We start from the raw sequence: 22,977 nt of genomic DNA, 5'->3' as shown, positions 1-22,977 counted from the left end.
CCCCCCCCCCCTACACCCCATTGAAGTCCTCCCGATTGACAAATAAACCCTCTGGCTGCGACTAAAGGTTTTTTTCCCTGGTGGGTTTGGGCTAGGCTGCACGAGTTTCTTACTTGAGAAACAGAGCCAGCGCTCTGGCAGTTGATACCCTATAGGTGTCAATCCAATCAAGGAACGTAGAAATGATACAAGCGAAACTAGGAGATACCGTTAAAATTCACTACACCGGTAAGCTCGAGGACGGTACGGTGTTTGATTCCTCGGTCAATCGGGAGCCGTTGGAATTTACCATCGACGGAGGACAGGTGATTCCCGGCTTTGAGCAGGCAGTTGTCGGTATGACTCCTGGCGAATCAAAAACTCAAACCATTCCTATGGATAAAGCTTATGGTCCACATCGCTCAGAGTTAGTACTGGAGGTGACTCGAGAAAAAATTCCCCCCGATTTGCAACCCGAAATTGGTCAGCAGTTGCAAATTCAGCAACCCAACGGGCAAACGATTCCAGTTGTAATCACAGAAGTGACAAACTCAAACGTGGTCTTAGATGCCAATCATCCGCTGGCAGGAGAAGATCTGACCTTCGACATTGAGTTAGTTGACATTGCTTGAAGGTGTTCGAGTTGAGACGTGCTAAAAATCAGCCGTCTTAAGAAAAGACTCCTCCCTAACCCTCCCCTTGTCAAGGGGAGGGAACTCTAATGGCTTAATTCAGGGTGGAATATCAAGGTTTTCTGTACTCTGGTTAACGAACGTTAACTCAATGTCGCCAGAAGACTAAGGCTGGGTTGATGAGATCCCATGGGGTAGAGTTGCTTCTGTGTTGAGTAAGGAGGGACAAACGGCGGAAAACTGAGATGGAGGCTGCTCAAAAGACTTTAGACGCAAGGAAAAAATTATTAAGAGAGGGGGGCTGGGGTGCCGGGGTGTACCTTATGCGATCGCTCTCCTGCCATAAGAAGATAGTTAAGAAATTGATATGGTATTCGTTTGGATTGGGATTATCACGATTGTTGTGACTGCGGTTGTCTGGCTGGTACTTCAGCAACGGGGAGTACTATCAGGTATTGGCGAACATCGGCGCTTGCCACCGGAAGAACGCACGGTTTTTAACCTGGAAGTTGGGGATATTGTGCAATATATGGGGGCTGACTGGGTAGTGGAGGGACGCCTCGCCTATAACGTTGGTGACTATATCTGGTATGAGTATTTGCTCCAAGATGGAGAGCGTATCAGTTGGCTTTCTGTTGATGAAGATGACCGGGTTGAGGTTGCATTGTTAGAACCAACAAATCAGCTAGAGCTGAGTGGAGAACCTCCCAAACAGCTAACGTTTGCAGATGAAACCTATCGATGTTTGGAGTCTGGTATCGCTGATATGAATCGCACAGGTACAACGTTGCATCGTACCGCCGAACGCTGTCGGTATTTTGACTATGAAGGGTCTGATAATAAGGTTCTTTCGATTGAGGAGTGGGATGGGAGAATTGAAGTTACGGTAGGGCAGCGTATTAATCCTAGGATGCTGACACTTTTACCAGGTACGGGTCAGCGGGTGTATGGTGGTTAGCTTGTATTCCATCGTTGACTTACAGAGCATAAGATTCTTCTGGCACAATACTTTGAATAATTTTTTGTGACTGGGCATAGCTCAACACAGCAACTGTCTTGTCATACTACAACATACTACAAATAAGATTAGGCAAGAAAAGTGGATGGAGGATTTAGGTATGGAGGATAATCCCAGCATTCTCTCGCATATCTCGATTGGCACCAATGATTTTGAACGTGCGATCGCATTCTACGACCAAATACTGCCAACGCTAGGCTGCAAGCGGATTATGGAACATCCGGGTGCCGTTGCCTATGGCAAGCAGTATCCAGAATTTTGGGTACAAACGCCTATTGATGGTCAACCTGCAACCGCCGGAAATGGCACTCATATTGGCTTTATCGCCCCAACAAAAAGACATCTCTTAAGATCGCCCATAAAGCGTTGCAAGACCTTGAGGTTCATTAACATACTCCCCACTCCCTAAAATCCAGACCTTTGTACCTCGCCAGATAGAGAAACACTATATTTACGGGGTTGGATTAGGATATCGGGCGTGAACGGCATCGATTTCTGCCAGGATATCTTTATCTAGGGTAACATTGCCACTACTGAGGTTTTCCTTAAGTTGTTCCATGGTAGTTGCGCCGATAATGGTGCTGGTGACAAACCAACGCGATCGCACAAATGCCAAGGCTAGTTGTGCAGGGGTCAAGTTGTGTTTTTGAGCAATCTCTATATACGCTTTCACCGCTTCGGTAAGGTTGGATTTTTCATAACGCTGACCAAATCCTGAAAACAGCGCCACACGGGAATTTTCTGGGATGCCGTTGAGATATTTACCTGTGAGAAAGCCAAAGGCTAAAGGACTGTAAGCAAGTAATCCCACATTATTAAATCGGCAAGCTTCCGATAGGTGAATATCAAATACACGGTTGACCAAGCTATAAGCATTCTGAATCGATACCCCTTTGGGCAACCCAAGTTGTTTCGCCACATGACAAAACTCGCAAACTCCCCAAGGTGTCTCGTTACTTAAACCCAGATAGCGAATCTTACCCGCTTTAATCAAGTCGGCAAATACTTCTAGTTGTTCAGCAATCGGCACAGTTTCCCGTTCGTGCTTCGGATCGTAGTTGGGTGCGCCAAAGAGGGGAACATAGCGATCGGGCCAGTGGATTTGGTAAAGATCGATGTAGTCAGTTTGCAACCGTTTGAGACTATCTTCTACCGCTTGCTCGATATTGGGTCGGTCAATCTGGCGCTTTCCTTCCCGAATCCAGCTTATCCGAGAAGTGGGACCTGCTATTTTGGTAGCGATAATTAGCTTATCTCGCTGCTGCTTGACCAACCACTGACCGATATACTCCTCTGTCTTCCCCTGAGTTTCAGCACGTCCTGGTACTGGATACATCTCTGCCGTATCGATAAAGTTGACGCCTTGGGAAACAGCATAGTCGAGTTGTTCGCTAGCATCTTCTACGGTATTCTGCTGTCCATAGGTCATGGTGCCTAGGCAAATTTCTGATACCAGTAGGTCGCTGTCGCCGAGTTTTTTGTACTCCATCCGCCTTATTACCGAACAATTCTCTCATTCAATCCTAATGCTAGACTAATCAATCAACTCACATCTTGCAGCACCCCCCTAACCCCCCTTATCAAGGGGGGAACAAGAACCAGAAATTGACTTCCCCCAAGAATCATGCGTTTCTCCTTCCACTCCCCCCTTACTAAGGGGGGCAGGGGGGGTAAGCATGGATGTAAGTGCAAGATATCAATCAATCGAATAGGTTCTGCGTAGCCGCCAAATTGATTAAGGTTTTGACGCCATGAATCCCACCAGTTCTATTCATAACGCTGCCGCACAAGGCTTTCAGATTGCAGCCACTGCCTACGAACGCGGACGCCCTGAATATCCACAGGAAGCTGTTCATTTTTTGTTGGAAACCCTAGATATCTCACCGGAGAAGACTGTCTTAGACTTGGGTGCTGGAACTGGAAAATTTACTCGATTACTGACTTGTGCAGGTGCAAAACTCATTGCTGTTGAGCCAGTTGAGGGAATGAGACGCCAATTTTCTTCCCTACTCCCTGGTATTGAGATTATGTTTGGGACAGCAGAATCCATACCCTTGGCTTCTGCTTCTGTGGACGTGGTTTTAGTAGCCCAAGCCTTTCATTGGTTTCAAGGAAAAAGTTCGCTTCAGGAGATTCACCGGGTTTTGAAGCCTGGTGGTTGGCTTGGGCTGATTTGGAATGTGCGGGATGAATCTGTGGAATGGGTTATCAGTCTTTGGCTGTGCAAGAGACTTGGGTAACTTGGGCAAAACGCGATCGCAACAAATTCAGCAGTAACAATACCACGCCTACTCCCACCCCCAACACCAGTTTTTTCAGTTCAAACAGGATTGCCCGCCAAATATCCCGGACAAATCCCACCTCTACCAGATGGATCTAGCCCGTGCGCAGCATTTCCAACTGTTCTGAGAGTTGACCATACCACGGCTGTGTCAAATTACTCGGAGTCCACCCGCATTTTCAGCCATCGAGCCAAGTTTGGAAAATAAAAGACGTTTATTCTAGGATGACAAGAAAGCTAGTAATTCCCATTCCCTACTCCCCATTCCCCACTCCCTACTCCCTACTCCCTATTTTCACGATGAAACCCAAACTAAAGACTCCCCTTGCATGGCAACAGGCGGAACTACTGATGCAACCTGCTTTAATCCGCATCGTCGATCATATTCGTAAACAGCTCGAGCAAACGACCTGGAAGGCAACTTACAAGGATGTGGAAACGCCTATACCCGGGCATGAGGTGTGCTTGGAAAAAGCCGATCACTCTATGTGCATCAGTTTGTGGGAACTTTGCTTTCAAGTTTGTTTTCGCGACTACTCTTTAACCCATTCCGAACTTGAAACTCAGGAAGTTGAGATTGATACCAGTCTGATTGACGAAGAGGGGGAGGTGGATTGGCAGTCTCTGGATAGTAAGGCACAAAAGTTGGTGGAGCAAGTGTTTGCTGACTTTGCCACCGTATGATGATTGAGCGCTCTTCTTTAAGTTGCTGTTTCGTAGACGCATTTGAGCCGAGAAGGCCATTGCTTCCAGTTGTGGATGAGTCAAGTGTGATCAAAACCTCTGCGTCTTCACTTGTCAGGCTACACGCCTATAATTGGGTAAAGGTTGACTAGAGGCAAGAATAATTGGGGGTTCAGGCGGAAAAGTAGAAAGGTCAAACCAGGTAAAATAGGTTCCGTCTGGATTTGATTTTTCCCCATATCTGATAGCGCTGCGATCACGTCGAATCATGTGCGCTCTCCAATTTCTCAGATTGATGAGAAACCAATGATTGATGTTGATGCCAGGTTCAGGGGCGGCGTGTCCGTAGAACATCCAATCTCCCCATCCGTTGGTAATTTTTTGCAGTTCTGTTGTCGCTCCTGATGCTGTTCTGCTACGAATGGTGAATTGATAGGGGTATCTGTCTGCGTAGCCTGGTCGTCTGATCCGACAAGCAATTGTTAGGTTTCTGGCATTCAATACCATCAAGTCGGCTGCTTGTTGTTGATCGACTTCTAAGGGGGATTCCACTAGCAGATATTGTCCCACAATTGCTTTGATTGCAGGGATGTAGCAGTCTGACCATTGTCTGTCATGTAGATAGTTCACGGTAATTCAGTCCTCAATAGTTTCTGTGGTTAATTCACAACATCATTCTGCCGATGATCTAAAGGCTTATCAATCGGGCGATATCGGAAGTTTCACGCTTGCTAAAACAGGAAGAAATCGGGTGAGATCGGAAAACCTCGGAAAGGTTTAAGTTAGACTACGAGAAATATTTTGCTGCTTGGTTAACAAATGGATGTTGAAGAAGGATTAGAACTGGCAGAGCAACTACTAAACAGGACTCTCAAACCCCTCGAAATTTTAATAGTTCAAGAAACCTGTAAAGGTCGAGAAGGCAAAAAATATAGAGAAATTGCAGATACTTATAGCTGCACGGAAGGACACGTTAATGAGGCTGCTTCTGACTTGTGGAAGTTACTCTCAGAAGTATTAGGAGAGCCAGTTCGTAAAAATAATTTACAAAGACTGTTGGAAAAACGGTGGCAATCGCAATCAGCAGAAGTCCCACAGCCTCAAGAGCAAGCGCAAGAAGAAACGGTATCCAATAATACTGATTTCGTAGGGCGTGAGGACGCGATCCCCAACTCTACTCCAGAGAATAATCTGGATGAGTTGGTACGAATGGTGCGATCGCAGTTTCGCAACAAGATTCCAGAGATGTTGGTCAATTACATCAATGAACCAGACTGGCGTGAAGTATTTTTACGTTTAGTTAGTACAATGGAACCTGCTGATGAACTCCTGTGCCAAATGAAGCGAAAAATTGATGATCTGATGTTAGACGCTAGATTACAGGAGTTTCTCATCTGGACTGATGGGAGAGCAAACAAAATTCAAAAAGAAATAAAATTTAAACAAAAATTAGCAGCAATTCGTGCTTTTTACCTTCACGTTCCATGTGATGATTCTCACATTGATCTTTATCTGGCTTATTCCCTTAAATTGGACGTTAACCATTATCCTTCGCTTGTTTTAGATATCTCTCTTTCCCAGCTAATCAGACTATTCTATAGGCTCCCTGATGGTTATGACCTTATTTCTTTTATTATGCAATTTGATGCCACAATACAGCAATATTGTGGTACTGACAGTAAGTTAAAACAGTTACTACAGAAATTATTAATAGAACTGCAAAAGCAATTGCCAATTGAATTAGATCAAGTATGGCAAAGACGAAAATCATGGTTGCAAAAAAAACTGTCAACATCTGAGTTACCACAGCAAATTGAGAAGCAAAAATCTGATGTAGATGAAGAGATGGAAAGATTTCGGTATTGGTGGAAAACTGAAGGATCGACTTGGGCTAATAGACTCAGAGAGGTAATGATTAACTATCGCAATATTGGTCATATCTGGCAGTTCAGCAAAAAACAGCAGCAAGCACTTGATGATTACCATCATGCCAATCGGTTGCTGGTGGAATGTCTGAATATCGCTTCTAATGTAACTCCTAAAGTCCGATCGCACATCGAAGACACCTTACTCTTACCCATGGCTGAGATAGAGAAACGGAAACTCAGAGACTAAGTCAACTTAACATTAATGGGACGGTTAAAACCGCAACTACAAAAACAAAACCCGCCTGCGCGGGTTTCAGAACCGTTGATTTTCCATCAGTCCGCGCAGGTGGTCACTGAGCGCTTGCCCTGAGCATCTCGACAAGCTCGATGTGTCACCTGCCGAAGGGTGTCGAAGTGCGGAGTGTGGGTTATATAGCCGCGAATTCCATTCGCCAGGGCTTAAATTGACACCGATGTCCAGCGACTGCCCCTACGGGGGATACTGTTTTATCTGGAATTCTCTTACCCCCCAACTCCATCCTCACTTCAAATAAATCAATAAATTCAATCCCGGAATCGTTCGAGATAGCGTCCAAAGCAACAAAGCAATATACAAAATACCCAAACTCCACTGATACCAAGCCAGAGTCGTAAGAATACCCGGAACGTGTAAGTCTCTCAGGCGAATATCATTGAAGCCGAATTTGAGCAAATTATTAAAGCTGAAATCGTAATAATTGAGCCAATTCCAGCGACGATCCCAAAGAATCGGCATATAGCGATCGCGGAAAAAGCCAAACCGAGGCATGACGGGCAACCGTCCAATTAACAAACGCAATTGCCGCATCCCCCCATCTTCAACGAAATAGGTGACATCAAGCATATCGTGATAGCGCCCCTGCCGATACAGTCGTCCTACCAATAGCAACGGCACGGGTAAAAGAATACCACCCAAACACAATAGGGTTAACCAAGGTTGTGTACTCGTGCGAAAAATAGCGATCGCACCGCCAAAGGTTACGGCAGCCCCACTCCCCACCATACAAACCGTTTCTAAATATCTGGGCAGAATTGGTTTGGGATAGCGCCGCCGCCACCTATCCAGCAACCAAAACAGCAACCCGAAATACGCGATCGCAATCGTTCCCACCCCAAAGACTAACCCGAAACTAGTCCCATCGGCACTCAATAGCAGCAGCAAACTCAATCCCATCCAGTGCAAGGTATCCAGTACCCAATTACTAGAAACAGTATTAATCTCTTCTTGACTCATAACCTGAAGAAGCCTAGCCACCAAACGCCCCCACAGTTGCTCTCGCCGCAATCGCTCAGTGGTATACTCAATCCGATTAGCATCGGTAATTTGCTCCTGTTCCCGAAAGTTCCGCACCAGATTACGCAGCACATCCTCATTTCCTTCCAACCTGGGAACCGATAAAACCCTGCCAATTTGACCTGCTTCACCAAACACTTTCGCTTGGTCAGAGTCAAACGTCATCCCCGCCACATTCAGATAAGCATCTGGGACAAACCGAGTATTGCTAAAATCCACTTGGTCGAGCAAACTTACATCCCGCATCAGTACGGGTTGCCTGAACTGACTACCTCGGAAGGTAGCAGATTTTTCAAACGTTGCCTCGGTTAGCAGCAGCGACTGGTTAAAACGACTTTTACTGAATAAAGAGCGATCGTGCCATTTAACTTGGCTAAAATCAGCATCTTGAACCCACTGAATTCGGGTAAAATTAGCAAGCTGGGAAAATTCTGCCCGACTGAAGTTGGCAGTTTCGTAGAATGTAGAGCCAGTAAAATTAGCAGTTCCTCGGAATTCCACCTGCGTCAACCCAGCATTTCCAAAGAACGTGCTACCGCTGAAATTGGTATCTCGACCAAAGGTAGCACTGCTAAAGTCTATGGGTCTACCAAAACTGCTACCTGACCCATTCACTTCCTGAACAAAGACAGTATCTGATGCTTCGACCCGTTGCAGAAAGAAGGTATCGGCAAAATTCACCGCACCAGTCAGACGCGCCTGATTAAGTTTCAGCACTCCTCGGAAAACTGTAACCGAGGGAATTTTATCGCTAGCTTCCGTTAAGAAACGAGTGTCGCGTTGGAGTTGTTCTTGTTCAGTTGGAGTCAGCAGGGGGGGTAATGCTGCTTTCGAGAGAGGGGTTGGTAAACCTAATTTGCTTGTGGTAAATTCTCCCTGAATTAAGGATTGACTTAAATCGATACCGAGAGGTGTTTTAGAGCGGTTGATTTTGGTTTGCAATTCCAGATAGAATTGGTCACGAAATTCGGCATTTTCGCTGGTTAAGTCAATCACGAACTGGCGCAGGTTAATGGTGGAGACGCCTTCGCTTTGGATGGGGGAGTTAATGCGTTCTTGCAGCAGTTCTAAGGTTAAGGGTGTCCGTTCTGGTTGAGTTGTTGCGGCTAGTGCTGGTGTGGAAATTAGCAGCAGGAGGAAAAGTAGGACTAATTTGATGAGTAGCTTAGGGAAATAGCGAACAAACTTCATCCGCCTATCTTTTGTCTGTGGAGAAAAATTTTGCGTTATCTTTGTCAACTCTTCACCAACGCTTCATAGATATCAAGCTGAAGTTAGCTTAACATTTTGTTAAGACCAATAACTGCAATTCTTAATCGCAGCTATCCAAGCAACTATGTTTAGGAGTATTTTGTGATTTTTGTGATACCCATTATTCTTGGCGTTGCTGCCATTGCTACTGCCGCTTTCGGCGTGGTTAAGGGTGCTGAAGGCGTTTCCGATATGCAGGCAGCAGAGAAAATTGGCAAGAGCGCTCATGAACGACATGAGTGTGTTGTTAGCCAATTGAAAGCTGAGTGGAAAGCTACTCAAAAACTGGCAGAAGAGTACGGTCAATTGCAACTCGATGTCAAAATGCATACAATCGGACGCTTTGTTGCCTTTATTGAGCGTATTGGTCAGCGAGGTTCGCAAAGTGATAAGCGGTTTTTAGAGGAATTTGAAGGCGTTTCCATTCTGCAAATCGAGGAGTACAAAGCAGCAGCTTTGGAAGCCGAGCGATTTGTCAAGGGTGGTTTTAATGCACTTGGAGCCGCAGCAGCCACAAGTCAGGGTACAGTTGGGCTTATAGGACTTTTCGGCACAGCGAGTACCGGAACAGCCATCTCTGGACTCAGTGGTGCAGCGGCTTGGAATGCAACGCTTGCATGGTTAGGTGGTGGTTCTCTAGCGGCTGGTGGCGGTGGTATGGCACTTGGAACCATTGTTCTCGGAGGTATTACAGTAGGTCCAGCTTTGGCAATTGGTGGCTTTGTCCTTGCCAGTCAGGGTGAGCAAGCTTTAACAAAGGCACGGGAATATGAGGCTAAGGCTAACAAGGAAATTACTAAAATTAACGAAGCAAAAGACTTTCTGCAACAAGTAAGACGGAGAATTACTGAGTTAAGTAACTTGGTGGAAAATTTGAACCATAATGCTGTTTTGGGTCTTAACGAGCTTGAATCTCAGCCGTTTGATTGTAAGAGAGATGCTAGGAAGTTTCAACAGGTAGGGCTTTTAGCTAAGGCACTTACAGAAATTATGAAGAATCCTGTTTTAGATAGCGAAGGTAATCTGAATTCTATTACTGACAACATCAAAGAGAAGTACAGTTATCTGCAAGGCATTTAAGCATGAAAGCAAAAAAAGTTCCTGTAGAAGTTTTTGCCAAAGGTTCTGAAGCGTTTACCAATCCAATTGAAGGCTTACACATGATTGTTACAGCCTACACGGAATACATGAAGGTTGCAGAGCAGGAGCGGACTAAACGGCGTGCGATCGCTGCTTGGGAGAAAGCAACAATAGTTAAGATTAATTCTCAACGAGATGTACTAATACAGTATCTTGATCGCTCCTTTGATGAACGTGCCGAAAACTTCCGCGCTTTGTTTAGTGTAGTTGATCGAGCGATTGCATCAGACAATAACGAGCAGCTAGCATTAGCACTGCATTCAATCACAGAATTAGCGAAATCAAGCCCATTTAAGGAGTTAGCTAATCTAGCCTCTGTACGGGCAGCGCTTGACGATCCGAATCACGAATGGCAGTTTTGAATTTAACTCAATCAAATTTGTTTAAAGAAATTATAAAAGTCCTTCTTCCCAACTCCCTATTCTTAAGATAGAGAGTCAGGATCTACTCCCAGCGCTCTCAATTGCTCTGCTAAACGTTGGGCACGTTGTTCGGCTGCCTGAGCGCGTTGTCTATCTTCTTGAGCAACTTGTTCGGCTGCCTGAGCGCGTTGTTCGGCTTCCTGAATACGTTCTTCCGGTGTTAGCAATCGTCGCCCTTGCTCATCATACCAGTACAACCACTCCCGTGAAATTCCTTGATACGTCCCCCGTTCTCTACCAATTCCTAAACCAATGTCTGCTAACCAAACTGGATTTCCCGGCTGCAATTCGTATGCGCCATCAACTAATCGATAAACTTCCAAAGGCGGTTTGCGACGACGACGGGGATTGTAAACCACATAGTACAGCACTCCCATATCTTGATACAGTTGTTTCTTCGTGCTGTATTCTCCCCGATACTTCTGGGAAACCACCTCTAACATCAAACGTGGAACAACATTTTCTTCCCAAAACACGTAACTGAGGCGCAAATCTTCATCAATAAATCGCTCTACCCCCAGACTCAAAAACCCATCCGGTACAATTGCAGGTTCATCAGGATCGTAATAAATCCCCATATCCACCCCAAAGAACCAATCCCAGCGATCTGCCCACAATAAAGCCAGTATCGCCTTAAGCAAAGAGGGAATCAAATCTTGTAGTTCATTATCCACAGGGGTATCGTCAGAGTCGGGGAGTTCTTCTGAAGAGGGTAAGCAATCTAACGGATTGTACTGTAGCATGAGTAGCTTCATCAGAGCTGATGATCCTATTTCTTTAATTATGCCGATGTCCACCTCCATCGTCTTCGTGGAGGTTATTGAATATCTGGCAATTTTTTGAACTTCGTAGAGCAGGCATCTTGCCTGTTTCCTGGAAACTAGCTAACAAGCTCCAAAGCGACAAGCTCGCCGATAGAAGTGTAGGCGTCCGGGACCCAAATATAACCCATAAGGTTTTTCTCCCGCAGGAAACGCCGTTACTCCAAACAGATAAACACCTCCAAAATAAGGGTTTCGCACGGGAACCAGACCAATTGTAAACGTTTGACCAGGAGAAATTGGTTCCTCAAATACCACCGAAATAGTGTCAGTTTCCTCATCTCTGGTGACAGCTTGCAATGCCAATCGTTCACCTTTATCGCTGGGTGTCCCAGTAAAGGATCGAGTTTCATGCAGTCGGAAGCGAATCTCTTCTCCTCCCTGACGCTGGCTAATCGTCACCTGTTGTAACGGTTCACCAGCATCCTCTGGTAGTTCTATGGTGAAATAATATTTGGCTCCCCACACTCCAACGCTATCAAAGGTGCTGAAGACATCAATCAAGCGGGGAGACTTCTCAAAGGAAACGGTTCCATTGAGTTGTTGAATTGCCGGAGCGGGAGGCACTACAACCCCCGAAATACTAGCCGCACTTAGGGTTAAGGCAAATAAGGTGGAAATACGCATAGATCGAGGGATTTCAGCCCAACTCCTATTCAGGCTTTCACAATAGCGGTGGTTGATCGGGCTTGGCGAACTCTGAAGGAGGGCGATCGCTACTCCAAGCCCACCATACCTTACCGCATTGACACTGGTAAAACTCCTGCCACTTTTTATGATAGTCTTCCGTCATAACTGGTGATTGTCGGTTAATCCAAACCCGTTGCGCTTCCATACAAGAAGCTTGGCAGGTGGGACAGCAGAATTTAACGGCGTGAGTTGCCGATTTTGTCCATTTAGGAGGAACTGGGGCAAAAGCATCCATACTATACAGCTATCCTGAAGCTTGAGTGGAGATTCACGCGGTAGTCTTCTGTGCCTATTTTAGGCTTCTCTCTCAAGAAGTTTTGAGTTTTGAGGGGGGAATGGGATAGTTTGTTAGCAGACACAGCTATTCTTACCGTTTCCACTCATCCCAAGCTCTAATCTCTCATTCCCAGTCCCTAGTTCGATGAATCCAGAACCTGAAATTCGCCGATTGCTCGATCTCATGCCGGCTTCTGGGCGGATGCTGACAAAAATTACTAGCAAACCGCAACAGACAACCGTGATTGAAAGTCCGTTTCCCCCACCTTGGTCGAGAGAACGTCCTATCTATATTAACTTCGATCTGTGGCGTCGCTTGCCCAGACCCCAACGAGATATGCTCCTATTGCGCACGGTTTGCTGGCTGATTGGCATTAAGTGGTTTAAGCCAGATTTGTATCAAGGTGTCGTACTTGCAGGATTGTTGGGGGGAATGGTGGAACTCATGCAAGGGGATGCTGTCGGCGTTGTCGTTGCTACGGGATTGAGTGGACTGGCGGGTAATCAAATTTGGCGCAGCACCCGCAGTTCCCAATCCCAACTCGATGCTGATGCCGATGCCATTAAAGTCTCTCAGCGACGAGGCTACACTGAAACCGAAGCTGCCCGCAACCTGCTAGCTGCTATCGAATCCGTTGCCGAGATTGAAGGGCGTCTGAGTTTGAATTTCACGGAATTGATTCGTAGCCAGAACTTGCGAGCGATCGCCGGGTATTCGCCAGTCAGCGTCCCTGAAAGGGTTAAGCAAGAATAAGGAAAAAAAATCCCGCCTTAGAGTACTAGGACGGGATTGATTGATTTAATTTTGGGTGATGACTAGCTCTTACTTAAAAAGTTAGCATTGAAACCAGCCTCCTTGGTGTGAAGTGTTAGTAAAGAAAGGCTGTAATTCTGTAAAGCTTTAGTAAAGTTGAGGATGGCGTAACCCAAAGAAGCTCCTGCCCAACTGACCGCCATGACTGCTGGAGGGCTGAAAAGCGCCCCTGATCTCACTCTTGGCTTGCACTGAGTATTCTTTTGACTCTCAGTGAAGAAGATTGCACTCATTAAGCCAGAAAGCCCAGACTTCTCAATACAAGAAGGCAGAAGGTAAGATTTTCGGTGCTATCGCTTACGGATTGAGTGTGACTACAAAAAAACTTAATACCAGACAGAAGAAGAAAACTGAAGTCATCGGATAATCCTCCTAGATGGTTAAGTTATCTTCTAGATTCCACTCATTTGATGATCACTATCGGAGTGGAAATCCGTGCCAACTTTGAAAGCCAGCCTTTGGTAACTCAATCTACACCTTGTATCTTTTCTGATTTGGCTCGGTTAGTGTATCATCCTTATTCCACTCTTTCAACTGGCACATGAATAACGTCCTACTTCAGGTTTTACGTTGAAGAATGGTAAAACTAAAAAAACTGCCATCTATCTGTAGATAGATAAACTTGAACAAAGACTACTCACTATCGTCTTGCAAGTTGAATGAGAACTCTTTCATTCGCCAGGTAGTTTTATTGGTGCAAGTTTTCCTGTTTCAATAGATTGCCAACGTCCTTGGAGTTCTCTTATGTCCGTAGAATCTTCTATTGGCGAAGCCGCCATTGAGCAGAATCTAGAGCAATTTGTCCTGGTGCTGTCAGTTTCGTTAAGTGTAGCGACGGTATCACGGGTATTTCCCTGGTTCCGCAAAATCCCCTATACCTTACTGCTGGTGATTGTCGGGTTGGGTTTGGCGTTTGTCGATGTCCGACTGGTTAACTTGTCGCCGGAGTTAATTTTGGAGATTTTCTTACCGCCTTTACTGTTTGAAGCAGCTTGGAATATCCGCTGGCGAGACTTGAGGCGAGATTTAGTCCCCGTTATTCTGTTTGCAGTAGTGGGTGTGGTGATTTCGGTGGTGGGAATTGCCTTTACGATTCATGAGTTAGCTGGATTGCCCATTGCGATCGCATTATTAATCGGAGCCAGTCTTTCTGCTACCGATCCGGTATCGGTAATTGCCCTTTTTCGGGAGCTTGGTGCTGATAAGCGCCTGAAAACCTTGATGGAGGGGGAAAGCCTATTTAATGATGGTGTGGCAGTGGTTGCCTTTTTACTATTAGTCGGGATACCCTTGGGAACGGGAGAATTTGCCCTGTCTACCACCTTTGCCCAGTTCTTTGTGTTCGTGGGGATTGGTATCGGCGTTGGTTGCTTGGTGGGGTTTGGGATTTCGTTTCTTACTCAACGCTTCGATTTACCCTTAGTAGAACAATCCCTGACGTTAGTATCTGCTTACGGCACCTACCTCCTTACCGAAGAACTGGGGGGTTCTGGGGTAATTGGAGTGGTGACTGTGGGAGTAATTTTGGGCAATTTTGGCTCCCGCATTGGTATGAACCCGCGCACGCGGCTGATTGTCTCTGAGTTTTGGGATTTTCTGGCGTTTTTTGTCAACTCGATAGTCTTTCTGCTGATTGGCGATCAAATCAACTTTCCCAGACTGGGAGATCATCTAGGTTTGATTGCCGTGGCGGTTATGGCAGTACTCCTCACGCGAGCGATCGCTATTTACACTTTGGCTGCCATTAGCAATAGGGTGGTAAACTCTCAAATTACTTGGCAGCAGCAGACAGTGCTGTGGTGGGGAGGGTTGCGGGGTTCTGTTTCAATCGCTCTGGCGTTGAGCGTGCCAATTTTCTTAGAGGGACGGCAAGATATTATTGATGCAGTGTTTGGAGTGGTATTGTTTACGCTCTTAGTGCAGGGGTTGACAACCCAATTCTTGCTAGAAAAGCTCAATCTTATTGGTGATCAACCACTCCGTCAGAAATATTCTGAGACACAGGCGCGTGGGATTGCCCTCAATCGAGTGAAAAACTATCTGTTGCAAGCCACTAATAGCAATGAAGTAGACCCGGAATTTGGGCGTTACCAAATAAAACTAGTGGAAGACCAACTTGAAAGCATCCGAAAAGAAAGCCACGAGTTGCTCGAGCAACATCCTCAGCTACAAACCTTTGATCTCGAACAAGTGCGAGAAAGAATGATAAATATCGAAGCGGATACCTACGCTGAATTTATTCGGGCTGGGCGTTTGAATGAGAATCTCTCACCCATCTTGCAGGAAGCTCTGATTGAGGCAGATGAAAAACTAATGGAAAGTGATTGAGGAGTGGGCGATCGCCTAACTATTTCATCTCTCTTTAATTTATCTGGTTAGATAATAATAGCGAAGCATTTGTGGTGCTACAACACATCAAGAAACGCCAAGAGCGATAAACTTTGACCCCGCTCAAACTTATGAACGCGATCGCCCAACTTGTTAGCCAAGAGTTTATTTAAACGTTTTACACAAGCAGCATGACCTGTGCCAATCGGTGACATCTCAATTATCTCGCCTCGTATCAGTTCCACTCTGTCATCTTCACGGAGGATGCCCGAATCAACCATTTTGTGGTACTGCTAAACTGTGAATTTCCGTCTTAGTACTTGCACAGACATCGCCACCTCTATTGTTTCCTATTCTCTCAAATATTCATCCATCCTCACGCCAACAAATCATCCACTGACACACTAAAACCCTTCAAAAGTTTCTGCGTACTCACCACTTGACCTGACGTAAACATCAACCCTTGATGTTCAGTCATAACCATCACCCAGCGACTCTCAGGAAACACCAGCCAAACCTCTTCACCCCCAGACTCTAAATATTCCTGTGCTTTTAACAAAACATTCTCAGCCAAATCGGTAGGAGAAACAATCTCAGCACTCAACGGAAAACTCTGCGGTAACGTGGCAGCATTTCCAAACTGTGCGACCAGTTCAGGTGTAAGATAGGCAACATCGGGAGAGCGTCCCTGCTTATTAGTCCGGCAAGGCACATCGGTGTAAACTTTTCCACCTTGTCCACTCGACTTCTTATAATCCTCCCAATAACGACCCAGCCTCAATTGAAGTTCACCATGTCTCAGCGTCATACCTCTTTTTTCCATCAATTGACCATCCACCCACTCCATGTGCTTGGGTGGATTCGTCATAAAATCTTCTAATGAAAAACTATCCTTGACAAGAGTCGTATTGAGCATTGTTTTTTCCTCACTGCTTTCTCAATTATTCCTTAATTTTCTAGTATTCAGCAATACTTAATAACCCTGCTCTTTAAGAAAAGCAGGGCAGGGAAGTTAGGTTCACCTTTTCTGAACTGTATTTAAGCTGTATAAATTCCCATTTCTGTCCCAAAAATGCTTGTTGAATGAGCAGCAACAGTATGAACATCTACAGATTTAAGGGTTGCTAAAACTGATAAACGGGGCATAACAATGAGGGTATCATTACCCAACCCCATGAGTTTCACGCCTGCTGCATCTAAACTACCCAACTCAATTTTGTCTTGAGCGGCATTGAAGTTGTTAATCTCACTAGAACCGCCCCATTCTAGCTCAATTGTATCGCTTCCACCCCCCAGCCAGATAGTATTTTGACCCCAGCCCGCATTAATAAAATCATCACCAGAGCCACTGAAAATGATGTCGTTCCCCGCTCCAGTATTAATTGTGTTGACTCCTTCACCTGCGTAGATAGTATCATGACCGGAACCCGTGGTGATTTCATCATTACCTGAGCCACTGAAAATGAGGTTATCACCATCTCCAGCATCAATGATATTTATCCCTTCACCCGCGTAGATAGTATCATGACCGGAACCCGTGGTGATTTCATCATTGCCTGAGCCACTATAAATAGTGTTATCACCATCTCCAGCATCAATGATATTTATCCCTTCACCTGCGTAGATAGTATCATGACCGGAACCCGTGGTGATTTCATCATTACCTGAGCCACTATAAATAGTGTTATCACCGTCTCCAGCATCAATGATATTTATTCCTTCACCTGCGTAGATAACATCATTACTTGAAGTTCCAAGAAGGAAGTCTTCACCATATGTACCAAAAAGATATGCCATAGGATACTCCGATTAGTATTTTTCGAGGTTTAATTATGGGACTGAATTTAACGGCTGTCCTTAAACCTAGGGGACACCCAACTAAACTAACTCCCAAACTTTAAGCAATAAAAACGACAATGATTGCCGTGGAAACTTGACAGTTAAATCACGACTATAATTTAGGCAAACATCAAATGATTAACCCAGAGATGGGCAAAATAAAGCCAAATTTATCAGCCACTAATAACTCTAGGATTAGTGGTATTTTTCTTTCCAGACAATTATTTTCCGATATTTGTATTTTAAGTAATTATTTGGATTATTTTCATGAAGCTTAAGCGAATAATTATCGAATCTTTATAAAGTTTTAGTAAAGAAGGTGCGTTTAGATAGGTATGACTATCCTTCGTTAGTCTGCCTACGCGGACTTCATCTACATATAGATTTGTGTAATTTCTAACGGGATGCGATCGCATCCCTTTTAGCCACTCTCGAAGGTAGGAAATTCAGCTACACCAAACTACATCAATCTACGCAATTCAGCCTTAACTTAAAACTCAATTCCCGGTTGCGCCTTAACCCCCTGTTCTCGAAACGGATGCTTCACCAGTGTCATCTCCGTTACCAAATCCGCACGCTCGATTAATTCTGCGGGTGCTCCTCTACCCGTGAGGATGACGTGAGAATCTTCTGGTTTTTGCTCTAATCCTACCAGCACCTCCTCAACGTTCAGGTATCCTAACTTCAATGCCACGTTAACCTCATCCAACAGCACCAACTGAAACTCCCGATTACGGATAAACTCCAGTGCCTTTTCCCAAGCCGTATTCGCTTTTTGAATATCTCGTTCCCGGTTTTGCGTCTCCCAGGTAAACCCCTCTCCCATGGCATGGAATTCTAGCCGTGGTGTCTCCCCAGTTGCCGCAACTGTCCACGGCTGAAACGCTGCCTTCTCTGCTGGTTCCCACGCTCCTTTAATAAACTGTACGATCGCCACCCGATACCCATGACCGAGCGATCGCAACACCATTCCCAACGCTGCTGTTGTCTTCCCCTTACCGTTACCTGTGTGAACAATAATCAATCCCTTCTCTCTCGACGCTCGCTCAAGACGTTCTTCCTGTACCTGCTTACGCCGCTGCATTTTTTTCTGGTGCTGCTCTGGAGTCAGCCCTGATGCCTCTGACTCAGCAATATTCTCGGATTCCAAGGTTTTGTTCCAGTTGGGAGCAGAATTGGTCTTCATAACTAATTGACAAATGACGAATGAGGAATGACGAATGACAAAGGACAAAGGACTAATGACCAACTGTAACAGTTCTTGACAAAGTGACAAGACGGGTAGGACCGGAGTGATAGCATTCCCTAAATGCCCTTATTAAAGTTGAGACCGTAAACTATGGCAGAACAAGAAACCGTTACCGAACAGTCTCCGACTCCCTTTAGCGGAAAGCCCCCTATCTTTGGTGGCAGCACTGGCGGTTTGCTGACTAAAGCCGCTGTAGAAGAAAAATACGCCATCACTTGGACTAGCTCCAAACAGCAAGTCTTTGAAATGCCCACTGGTGGCGCTGCCATCATGAATCAAGGGGAAAATCTGCTTTATTTGTCCCGTAAAGAGCAGTGTCTGGCACTGGGAGCTCAACTGCGGTTGCAATTCAAACCTAAAATCGAAGACTACAAAATTTACCGGATTTACCCCAGCGGTGAAGTCCAGTATCTGCACCCAGCAGATGGTGTCTTCCCAGAAAAGGTGAACGAAGGGCGTCCCTATGTCGGTAAGAAAGACCGCAATATCGGCAAAAACCCAGAACCTGTCACCCTGAAGTTTAGTGGTAAAGCCACTTACGATGTCTAGTTGACCCGATTGTGATGTGTACTCCCCCACCTTTCTACAGGTGGGGGTGACGCGAAGGCGGGATCTAATCCTCCTGCCCCTGAGATTGGAGTAACCTTACTTCATACTTCGTACTTCTTAAACTTATGCTCCTACCGGATTTTTCTCAGTTTTGTGACCTAGCGCAACAGGGTAATTTTGTTCCTGTCTATCAAGAGTGGGTAGCCGACTTAGAAACACCCGTGTCTGCTTGGTATAAGGTGTGTGCAGGTCAGCCTTACAGTTTCCTGTTGGAATCTGTAGAAGGTGGAGAAAATGTAGGACGTTACAGTTTACTGGGGTGCGACCCCTTATGGATACTCGAAGCAAGAGGAAATACTACCACTCAGACCCACCGAGATGCATCGGTGACAGTCTTTGAAGGCAATCCCTTCGATGCCTTAGCCAATTGTCTAGAACCTTATCGCCCTGTAAAATTACCCCAACTGCCGCCAGGAATTGGCGGTTTATTTGGTTTTTGGGGGTACGAACTGATTCGCTGGATTGAGCCTCGCGTTCCCGTTTATCCAGCCACAGAGAAGGATTTGCCGGATGGACTGTGGATGCAGGTGGATAACCTGATTATTTTCGATCAGGTGAAGCGTAAAATTTGGGCGATCGCTTATGCAGATTTGCGAAACCCTGAAGTAGATTGGCAACAGGCATATCAGCAAGCTTGCGATCGCGTGCGAGTACTCGTCCACAAACTGCAACTGCCTCTATCTGGGAAAGATACCGTATTGGAATGGACATCCCCAGATAGTGCGACGCAGGAGCTATCCTACACCAGCAATACCGAAGCGCCCCAGTTCTGCGCCAATGTCCAAAAAGCTAAAGATTATATTCGCGCTGGCGATATCTTTCAGGTAGTCTTATCCCAGCGCCTATCGGCAGACTATGGCGGAGAACCCTTTGCCCTTTACCGTTCCCTGCGCTTGATCAATCCCTCCCCTTACATGGCATATTTTAATTTTGGGGATTGGCAAATCATTGGTTCTAGCCCAGAAGTCATGGTTAAGGCAACTCAGTCGCCTCAAGGAGGACTCCAAGCAACCCTGCGTCCCATTGCCGGAACCCGACGCCGAGGGCAAACGCTTCAGGAAGATGATGCCCTAGCTCACGAGTTGCTGCAAGACCCCAAAGAAATTGCTGAACACGTTATGCTAGTAGACCTTGGTCGTAATGATTTGGGTCGCGCCTGCAAAAGTGGTACGGTAACCGTTGATGAACTGATGGTGATTGAGCGCTACTCCCACGTTATGCACATTGTCAGCAATGTGGTAGGCGAACTCGACGAGAAGAAAACCGCCTGGGATTTGCTCAAAGCTTGCTTCCCTGCCGGTACTGTGAGTGGCGCACCCAAGATTCGGGCAATGGAAATCGTTCACGAACTCGAACCCGAACGGCGCGGACCTTACTCTGGTGTCTACGGCTGGTATGATTTTGAAGGTCAGCTCAATAGTGCGATCGCAATTCGCACGATGGTGGTACGTCCGAGTGAGTCGGGCAAGCATATCGTATCCGTGCAAGCTGGTGCGGGTTTAGTGGCTGATTCTAACCCAGAAAAAGAATACGAGGAAACGCTCAATAAAGCGAAAGGGTTGCTAGAAGCAATTCGGTGTTTAGGAAATTAGAGGCAAAAGGTTTAATGGCTTCAATATAGAGCATTTGCCAATCATTTGCTCTGTACTATCGACGATTAACTCATACTGAGTCAAAATTTATTTTTCATGGTTTGCCTTTTCTTCTGGATATTTTGCTAGCGTGCCAGGGACAGTCAGGGACAGGCAAGATGCCTGTCCTACATCGAGTGTTATTTCGCTGGCTAGAGTCGTCTTCTGGCAGTAATTACTAACCTTTTCAGCTTGATCGCACCGAACGAGTATCTCTCAGCGCTACATCGGGGAGTTCTATCTCTAAAGAGTGTCTGATGGTTTTGACAGAACCAGCATTTCAGCTCCTCGTTGCCCTATTTCGCACATATCCCTTTTCTGTCACTTTCCGGATTAAGCAAGTAGTAAATAAGTGAAATCATCCAGGAGCATAACAGGGTTTAAATGTTTTCTTTGAATCTACTACTTAGCATTGCCTCAAATTTTAAGGCTTAACATCCCCACTATAAACTGCTCTTTCTTTAACCTGCTTCATCTTTAACATCTGATGCGCTAGCGCTATCGGTGCAGCGAACCCATCGCATTTCATCCTAATTTCATTTTCATGTGTCAACAATCTAGGAAGGGATTCTAACACTGACACGTGATAAATGCTCAACACCATCCTGAAATGGTCGATCGCTCAACGCTGGTTAATTGTAATTGGTGCCGTTATTGTCACCGTTTGGAGCTTTATTACCGTTTCCCGAATGCCCCTGGATGTGTTTCCCGAATTCGCACCGCCTCAAGTTGAGATTCAAACAGAAGCACCGGGACTCGCACCGGAAGAAGTCGAATCTCTCGTTACCCTACCCATTGAAAGTGCGATTAATGGGACTCCTGGCATCACTACAGTGCGTTCCGCTTCTGGGGTTGGTCTTTCAGTGGTAAAAGTTATTTTTAAATGGGGTACTGATATTTATCAAGCACGGCAGTTAGTTACTGAACGCTTGCAGCAAGCAACTACTCGATTGCCGGAAGGAGTGGAAACGCCGCAAATTTCGCCGATTTCTTCCCCTATTGGCACAGTTATTCAATATGCCTTCACGATTGAAATTCAAAATCCACCCCCCCTTAGTAAGGGGGGGCAAATACAAATGCGGCTGGAGGTTTTTTAATTACTCCAGACCAAGAAATGCTAATTCGAGGGATTGGCAGAATTGAGTCGATTGAAGAGTTGAAACAATCAGTTATAACGGCACACCAGGGTACACCCGTTCTGCTTTCTGATGTAGCGGATGTCAAAATTGGTGCGGCATTGAAGCGGGGGGATGCCAGCTTGGATGGCAAAAAAGCCGTTGTGGTGATGGTCAATAAACAGCCAATGGCAGATACTTCCACGGTAACGAAAGCGGTGGAAGCGGCGATGGAAGAAATTAAACCGAGTTTGCCTCCAGATGTCAAAGTAACCGTTACCTTTCGCCAGTCTGATTTTATTGATGCTTCTATTCACAATGTCAGAGATTCCCTGCGGGATGGCATTATTATTGTCTCGATTATCCTGTTCCTATTTTTAATGAACTGGCGCACTGCCGCTATTACCCTCAGCGCTATTCCTCTCTCTCTTTTAATTTGTTTGATGCTGATGAACTTATTTGGTCAGGGTATCAATACCATGACATTAGGAGGATTGGCAGTCGCAATTGGGTCAGTGGTGGATGACTCAATTGTGGATATGGAAAACTGCTATCGGGGGTTACGGAAAAACCAACTTGCTGGAAATCCTAAGCCTCCCTTTCAAGTGGTTTATGATACTTCAGTGGAAGTGCGGGTCAGTGTGCTGTTTTCCACGGTAATTATTGCCGTTGTTTTTGCACCGATTTTCTCACTCACAGGAGTAGAAGGGCGGATTTTTGCGCCGATGGGGGTGGCGTATTTGGTGTCAATTTTTGCCTCAACGTTTGTGGCATTAACCCTGAGTCCGGCGTTGTGTGCCATCTTACTGGCAAATCAGCAATTACCAGAAGAAGAGACTTGGAAGGCAATTGCTGATTTTGAGTCTTTTCAAGAAAAGCTGATGCATCTCATTGTCGTCAGTGATGACCTTCAGGTTTTCCTGCATCTTCATCCTGATTACAAAGGGAATGGTCGTTTTGAAGTGGAAGCAAATTTGCCGAAAGCTGGGGCTTATAC

General features: G+C 45.7%; 21 protein-coding genes and 3 pseudogenes. 13 read left to right on the top strand and 11 right to left on the bottom strand.

Translation table 11 applies throughout. The annotated features are described in order from the left end of the window. The first annotated feature begins 182 nt into the window (after window positions 1-182). From IQ257_RS03270 to IQ257_RS03260, 3 genes and pseudogenes are all read left to right on the top strand, one after another. Window positions 183-611: an FKBP-type peptidyl-prolyl cis-trans isomerase gene (locus tag IQ257_RS03270; RefSeq protein WP_193873726.1), complete on the top strand. Its 429-nt coding sequence runs from the start codon at window positions 183-185 to the stop codon at window positions 609-611. A gap of 367 nt (window positions 612-978) precedes the next feature. Then, entirely contained in the window at window positions 979-1,569 is a 591-nt protein-coding gene (locus tag IQ257_RS03265) for a DUF4178 domain-containing protein (protein WP_193873727.1), read from the top strand. 160 nt (window positions 1,570-1,729) lie between these two features. Then, window positions 1,730-1,966 (top strand): annotated as a pseudogene (locus IQ257_RS03260) (VOC family protein); the annotation flags it as partial. A 114-nt stretch (window positions 1,967-2,080) separates the two neighbouring features. Here the strand turns inward: IQ257_RS03260 and IQ257_RS03255 are convergent. Then, window positions 2,081-3,118, bottom strand: a complete 1,038-nt coding sequence (locus tag IQ257_RS03255) for an NADP(H)-dependent aldo-keto reductase (RefSeq protein WP_193873728.1) — start codon at window positions 3,116-3,118, stop codon at window positions 2,081-2,083. A 262-nt stretch (window positions 3,119-3,380) separates the two neighbouring features. Here IQ257_RS03255 and IQ257_RS03250 point away from each other — a divergent pair, with 262 nt between their 5' ends. Next, window positions 3,381-3,869, top strand: a complete 489-nt coding sequence (locus IQ257_RS03250; protein WP_193873729.1) for a class I SAM-dependent methyltransferase — start codon at window positions 3,381-3,383, stop codon at window positions 3,867-3,869. On the opposite strand, the gene IQ257_RS03245 is transcribed toward IQ257_RS03250, so the two are convergent. Beyond that, window positions 3,838-3,990 (bottom strand): hypothetical protein, encoded by a 153-nt coding sequence (locus IQ257_RS03245; RefSeq protein ID WP_193873760.1) that lies wholly within the window; start codon window positions 3,988-3,990, stop codon window positions 3,838-3,840. The genes IQ257_RS03250 and IQ257_RS03245 overlap by 32 nt on opposite strands. A gap of 220 nt (window positions 3,991-4,210) precedes the next feature. Between IQ257_RS03245 and IQ257_RS03240 the strand changes: the two genes are divergently transcribed. Then, the gene (locus IQ257_RS03240; protein WP_193873730.1) at window positions 4,211-4,594 is read left to right on the top strand and encodes a hypothetical protein; all 384 of its coding nucleotides are present in this window, start codon (window positions 4,211-4,213) and stop codon (window positions 4,592-4,594) included. Window positions 4,595-4,708: 114 nt separating this feature from the next. Here IQ257_RS03240 and IQ257_RS03235 read toward each other — a convergent pair whose 3' ends face one another. After that, complete coding sequence (locus IQ257_RS03235) at window positions 4,709-5,224, bottom strand: hypothetical protein (protein WP_228060374.1); 516 nt, start codon at window positions 5,222-5,224, stop codon at window positions 4,709-4,711. A gap of 189 nt (window positions 5,225-5,413) precedes the next feature. Here IQ257_RS03235 and IQ257_RS03230 point away from each other — a divergent pair, with 189 nt between their 5' ends. After that, window positions 5,414-6,709: an NACHT C-terminal helical domain 2-containing protein gene (locus IQ257_RS03230; RefSeq protein ID WP_193873731.1), complete on the top strand. Its 1,296-nt coding sequence runs from the start codon at window positions 5,414-5,416 to the stop codon at window positions 6,707-6,709. Window positions 6,710-7,003: 294 nt separating this feature from the next. Here IQ257_RS03230 and IQ257_RS03225 read toward each other — a convergent pair whose 3' ends face one another. Continuing rightward, a complete protein-coding gene (locus tag IQ257_RS03225) occupies window positions 7,004-8,986 on the bottom strand; it encodes a pentapeptide repeat-containing protein (RefSeq protein ID WP_193873732.1) in 1,983 nt (660 codons plus the stop codon). Between the two features lie 162 nt (window positions 8,987-9,148). On the opposite strand from IQ257_RS03225, the gene IQ257_RS03220 reads away from it, so the two are divergent. After that, on the top strand, window positions 9,149-10,126 hold the full coding sequence (locus tag IQ257_RS03220) for a hypothetical protein (protein ID WP_193873733.1): 978 nt from the start codon (window positions 9,149-9,151) through the stop codon (window positions 10,124-10,126). Between the two features lie 2 nt (window positions 10,127-10,128). Continuing rightward, window positions 10,129-10,548, top strand: a complete 420-nt coding sequence (locus tag IQ257_RS03215) for a hypothetical protein (protein ID WP_193873734.1) — start codon at window positions 10,129-10,131, stop codon at window positions 10,546-10,548. A gap of 62 nt (window positions 10,549-10,610) precedes the next feature. Here IQ257_RS03215 and IQ257_RS03210 read toward each other — a convergent pair whose 3' ends face one another. The 3 genes from IQ257_RS03210 to IQ257_RS03200 all read right to left on the bottom strand — a co-directional run bounded on the left by IQ257_RS03210 (window position 10,611) and on the right by IQ257_RS03200 (window position 12,354). After that, on the bottom strand, window positions 10,611-11,351 hold the full coding sequence (locus tag IQ257_RS03210) for a Uma2 family endonuclease (protein ID WP_193873758.1): 741 nt from the start codon (window positions 11,349-11,351) through the stop codon (window positions 10,611-10,613). 141 nt (window positions 11,352-11,492) lie between these two features. Continuing rightward, the gene (locus tag IQ257_RS03205) at window positions 11,493-12,056 is read right to left on the bottom strand and encodes a DUF2808 domain-containing protein (RefSeq protein ID WP_193873735.1); all 564 of its coding nucleotides are present in this window, start codon (window positions 12,054-12,056) and stop codon (window positions 11,493-11,495) included. A 37-nt stretch (window positions 12,057-12,093) separates the two neighbouring features. After that, on the bottom strand, window positions 12,094-12,354 hold the full coding sequence (locus tag IQ257_RS03200; protein ID WP_193873736.1) for a hypothetical protein: 261 nt from the start codon (window positions 12,352-12,354) through the stop codon (window positions 12,094-12,096). A gap of 186 nt (window positions 12,355-12,540) precedes the next feature. On the opposite strand from IQ257_RS03200, the gene IQ257_RS03195 reads away from it, so the two are divergent. Then, window positions 12,541-13,149, top strand: coding sequence for a DUF3318 domain-containing protein (locus IQ257_RS03195; protein WP_193873737.1), 609 nt, complete (start codon window positions 12,541-12,543; stop codon window positions 13,147-13,149). An 804-nt stretch (window positions 13,150-13,953) separates the two neighbouring features. Beyond that, window positions 13,954-15,537: a Na+/H+ antiporter gene (locus tag IQ257_RS03190; protein WP_193873738.1), complete on the top strand. Its 1,584-nt coding sequence runs from the start codon at window positions 13,954-13,956 to the stop codon at window positions 15,535-15,537. Window positions 15,538-15,671: 134 nt separating this feature from the next. Here the strand turns inward: IQ257_RS03190 and IQ257_RS03185 are convergent. The 4 genes and pseudogenes from IQ257_RS03185 to cobO form a co-directional block, all read right to left on the bottom strand. Further along, a pseudogene (locus IQ257_RS03185) lies at window positions 15,672-15,818 on the bottom strand (Uma2 family endonuclease); the annotation flags it as partial. 95 nt (window positions 15,819-15,913) lie between these two features. Further along, on the bottom strand, window positions 15,914-16,453 hold the full coding sequence (locus tag IQ257_RS03180; RefSeq protein ID WP_193873739.1) for a Uma2 family endonuclease: 540 nt from the start codon (window positions 16,451-16,453) through the stop codon (window positions 15,914-15,916). A 122-nt stretch (window positions 16,454-16,575) separates the two neighbouring features. Further along, on the bottom strand, window positions 16,576-17,334 hold the full coding sequence (locus tag IQ257_RS03175) for a calcium-binding protein (protein WP_193873740.1): 759 nt from the start codon (window positions 17,332-17,334) through the stop codon (window positions 16,576-16,578). Between the two features lie 532 nt (window positions 17,335-17,866). After that, entirely contained in the window at window positions 17,867-18,562 is a 696-nt protein-coding gene (gene cobO / locus IQ257_RS03170; RefSeq protein ID WP_193873741.1) for a cob(I)yrinic acid a,c-diamide adenosyltransferase, read from the bottom strand. Window positions 18,563-18,715: 153 nt separating this feature from the next. Here cobO and IQ257_RS03165 point away from each other — a divergent pair, with 153 nt between their 5' ends. The 3 genes and pseudogenes from IQ257_RS03165 to IQ257_RS31350 form a co-directional block, all read left to right on the top strand. Beyond that, window positions 18,716-19,174 (top strand): photosystem I reaction center subunit II PsaD, encoded by a 459-nt coding sequence (locus IQ257_RS03165; RefSeq protein WP_193873742.1) that lies wholly within the window; start codon window positions 18,716-18,718, stop codon window positions 19,172-19,174. Window positions 19,175-19,299: 125 nt separating this feature from the next. Next, entirely contained in the window at window positions 19,300-20,826 is a 1,527-nt protein-coding gene (gene trpE / locus IQ257_RS03160) for an anthranilate synthase component I (RefSeq protein WP_193873743.1), read from the top strand. 629 nt (window positions 20,827-21,455) lie between these two features. Next, window positions 21,456-22,822, top strand: a pseudogene (locus tag IQ257_RS31350) (efflux RND transporter permease subunit); the annotation flags it as partial. Between the last annotated feature and the right edge of the window lie 155 nt (window positions 22,823-22,977).

The organism is Coleofasciculus sp. LEGE 07092, assembly GCF_015207375.1.
In the GTDB taxonomy this organism is placed as follows: domain Bacteria; phylum Cyanobacteriota; class Cyanobacteriia; order Cyanobacteriales; family Coleofasciculaceae; genus LEGE-07092.
Note: the sequence above shows the minus strand (reverse complement) of the source record. Positions and strands in the feature narration are given on the sequence as shown.

Excerpts from the sequence above, each read along its gene's own strand:
- IQ257_RS03265 (WP_193873727.1), top strand. The coding sequence starts at position 979 with ATGGTATTCGTTTGGATTGGGATTATCACGATTGTTGTGACTGCGGTT.
- cobO (WP_193873741.1), bottom strand. The coding sequence starts at position 18,562 with ATGAAGACCAATTCTGCTCCCAACTGGAACAAAACCTTGGAATCCGAG.
- trpE (WP_193873743.1), top strand. The coding sequence starts at position 19,300 with ATGCTCCTACCGGATTTTTCTCAGTTTTGTGACCTAGCGCAACAGGGT.
- IQ257_RS03190 (WP_193873738.1), top strand. The coding sequence starts at position 13,954 with ATGTCCGTAGAATCTTCTATTGGCGAAGCCGCCATTGAGCAGAATCTA.
- IQ257_RS03225 (WP_193873732.1), bottom strand. The coding sequence starts at position 8,986 with ATGAAGTTTGTTCGCTATTTCCCTAAGCTACTCATCAAATTAGTCCTA.
- IQ257_RS03255 (WP_193873728.1), bottom strand. The coding sequence starts at position 3,118 with ATGGAGTACAAAAAACTCGGCGACAGCGACCTACTGGTATCAGAAATT.
- IQ257_RS03175 (WP_193873740.1), bottom strand. The coding sequence starts at position 17,334 with ATGGCATATCTTTTTGGTACATATGGTGAAGACTTCCTTCTTGGAACT.
- IQ257_RS03270 (WP_193873726.1), top strand. The coding sequence starts at position 183 with ATGATACAAGCGAAACTAGGAGATACCGTTAAAATTCACTACACCGGT.
- IQ257_RS03180 (WP_193873739.1), bottom strand. The coding sequence starts at position 16,453 with ATGCTCAATACGACTCTTGTCAAGGATAGTTTTTCATTAGAAGATTTT.
- IQ257_RS03205 (WP_193873735.1), bottom strand. The coding sequence starts at position 12,056 with ATGCGTATTTCCACCTTATTTGCCTTAACCCTAAGTGCGGCTAGTATT.
- IQ257_RS03210 (WP_193873758.1), bottom strand. The coding sequence starts at position 11,351 with ATGCTACAGTACAATCCGTTAGATTGCTTACCCTCTTCAGAAGAACTC.
- IQ257_RS03195 (WP_193873737.1), top strand. The coding sequence starts at position 12,541 with ATGAATCCAGAACCTGAAATTCGCCGATTGCTCGATCTCATGCCGGCT.
- IQ257_RS03215 (WP_193873734.1), top strand. The coding sequence starts at position 10,129 with ATGAAAGCAAAAAAAGTTCCTGTAGAAGTTTTTGCCAAAGGTTCTGAA.
- IQ257_RS03250 (WP_193873729.1), top strand. The coding sequence starts at position 3,381 with ATGAATCCCACCAGTTCTATTCATAACGCTGCCGCACAAGGCTTTCAG.
- IQ257_RS03200 (WP_193873736.1), bottom strand. The coding sequence starts at position 12,354 with ATGGATGCTTTTGCCCCAGTTCCTCCTAAATGGACAAAATCGGCAACT.
- IQ257_RS03240 (WP_193873730.1), top strand. The coding sequence starts at position 4,211 with ATGAAACCCAAACTAAAGACTCCCCTTGCATGGCAACAGGCGGAACTA.
- IQ257_RS03165 (WP_193873742.1), top strand. The coding sequence starts at position 18,716 with ATGGCAGAACAAGAAACCGTTACCGAACAGTCTCCGACTCCCTTTAGC.
- IQ257_RS03230 (WP_193873731.1), top strand. The coding sequence starts at position 5,414 with ATGGATGTTGAAGAAGGATTAGAACTGGCAGAGCAACTACTAAACAGG.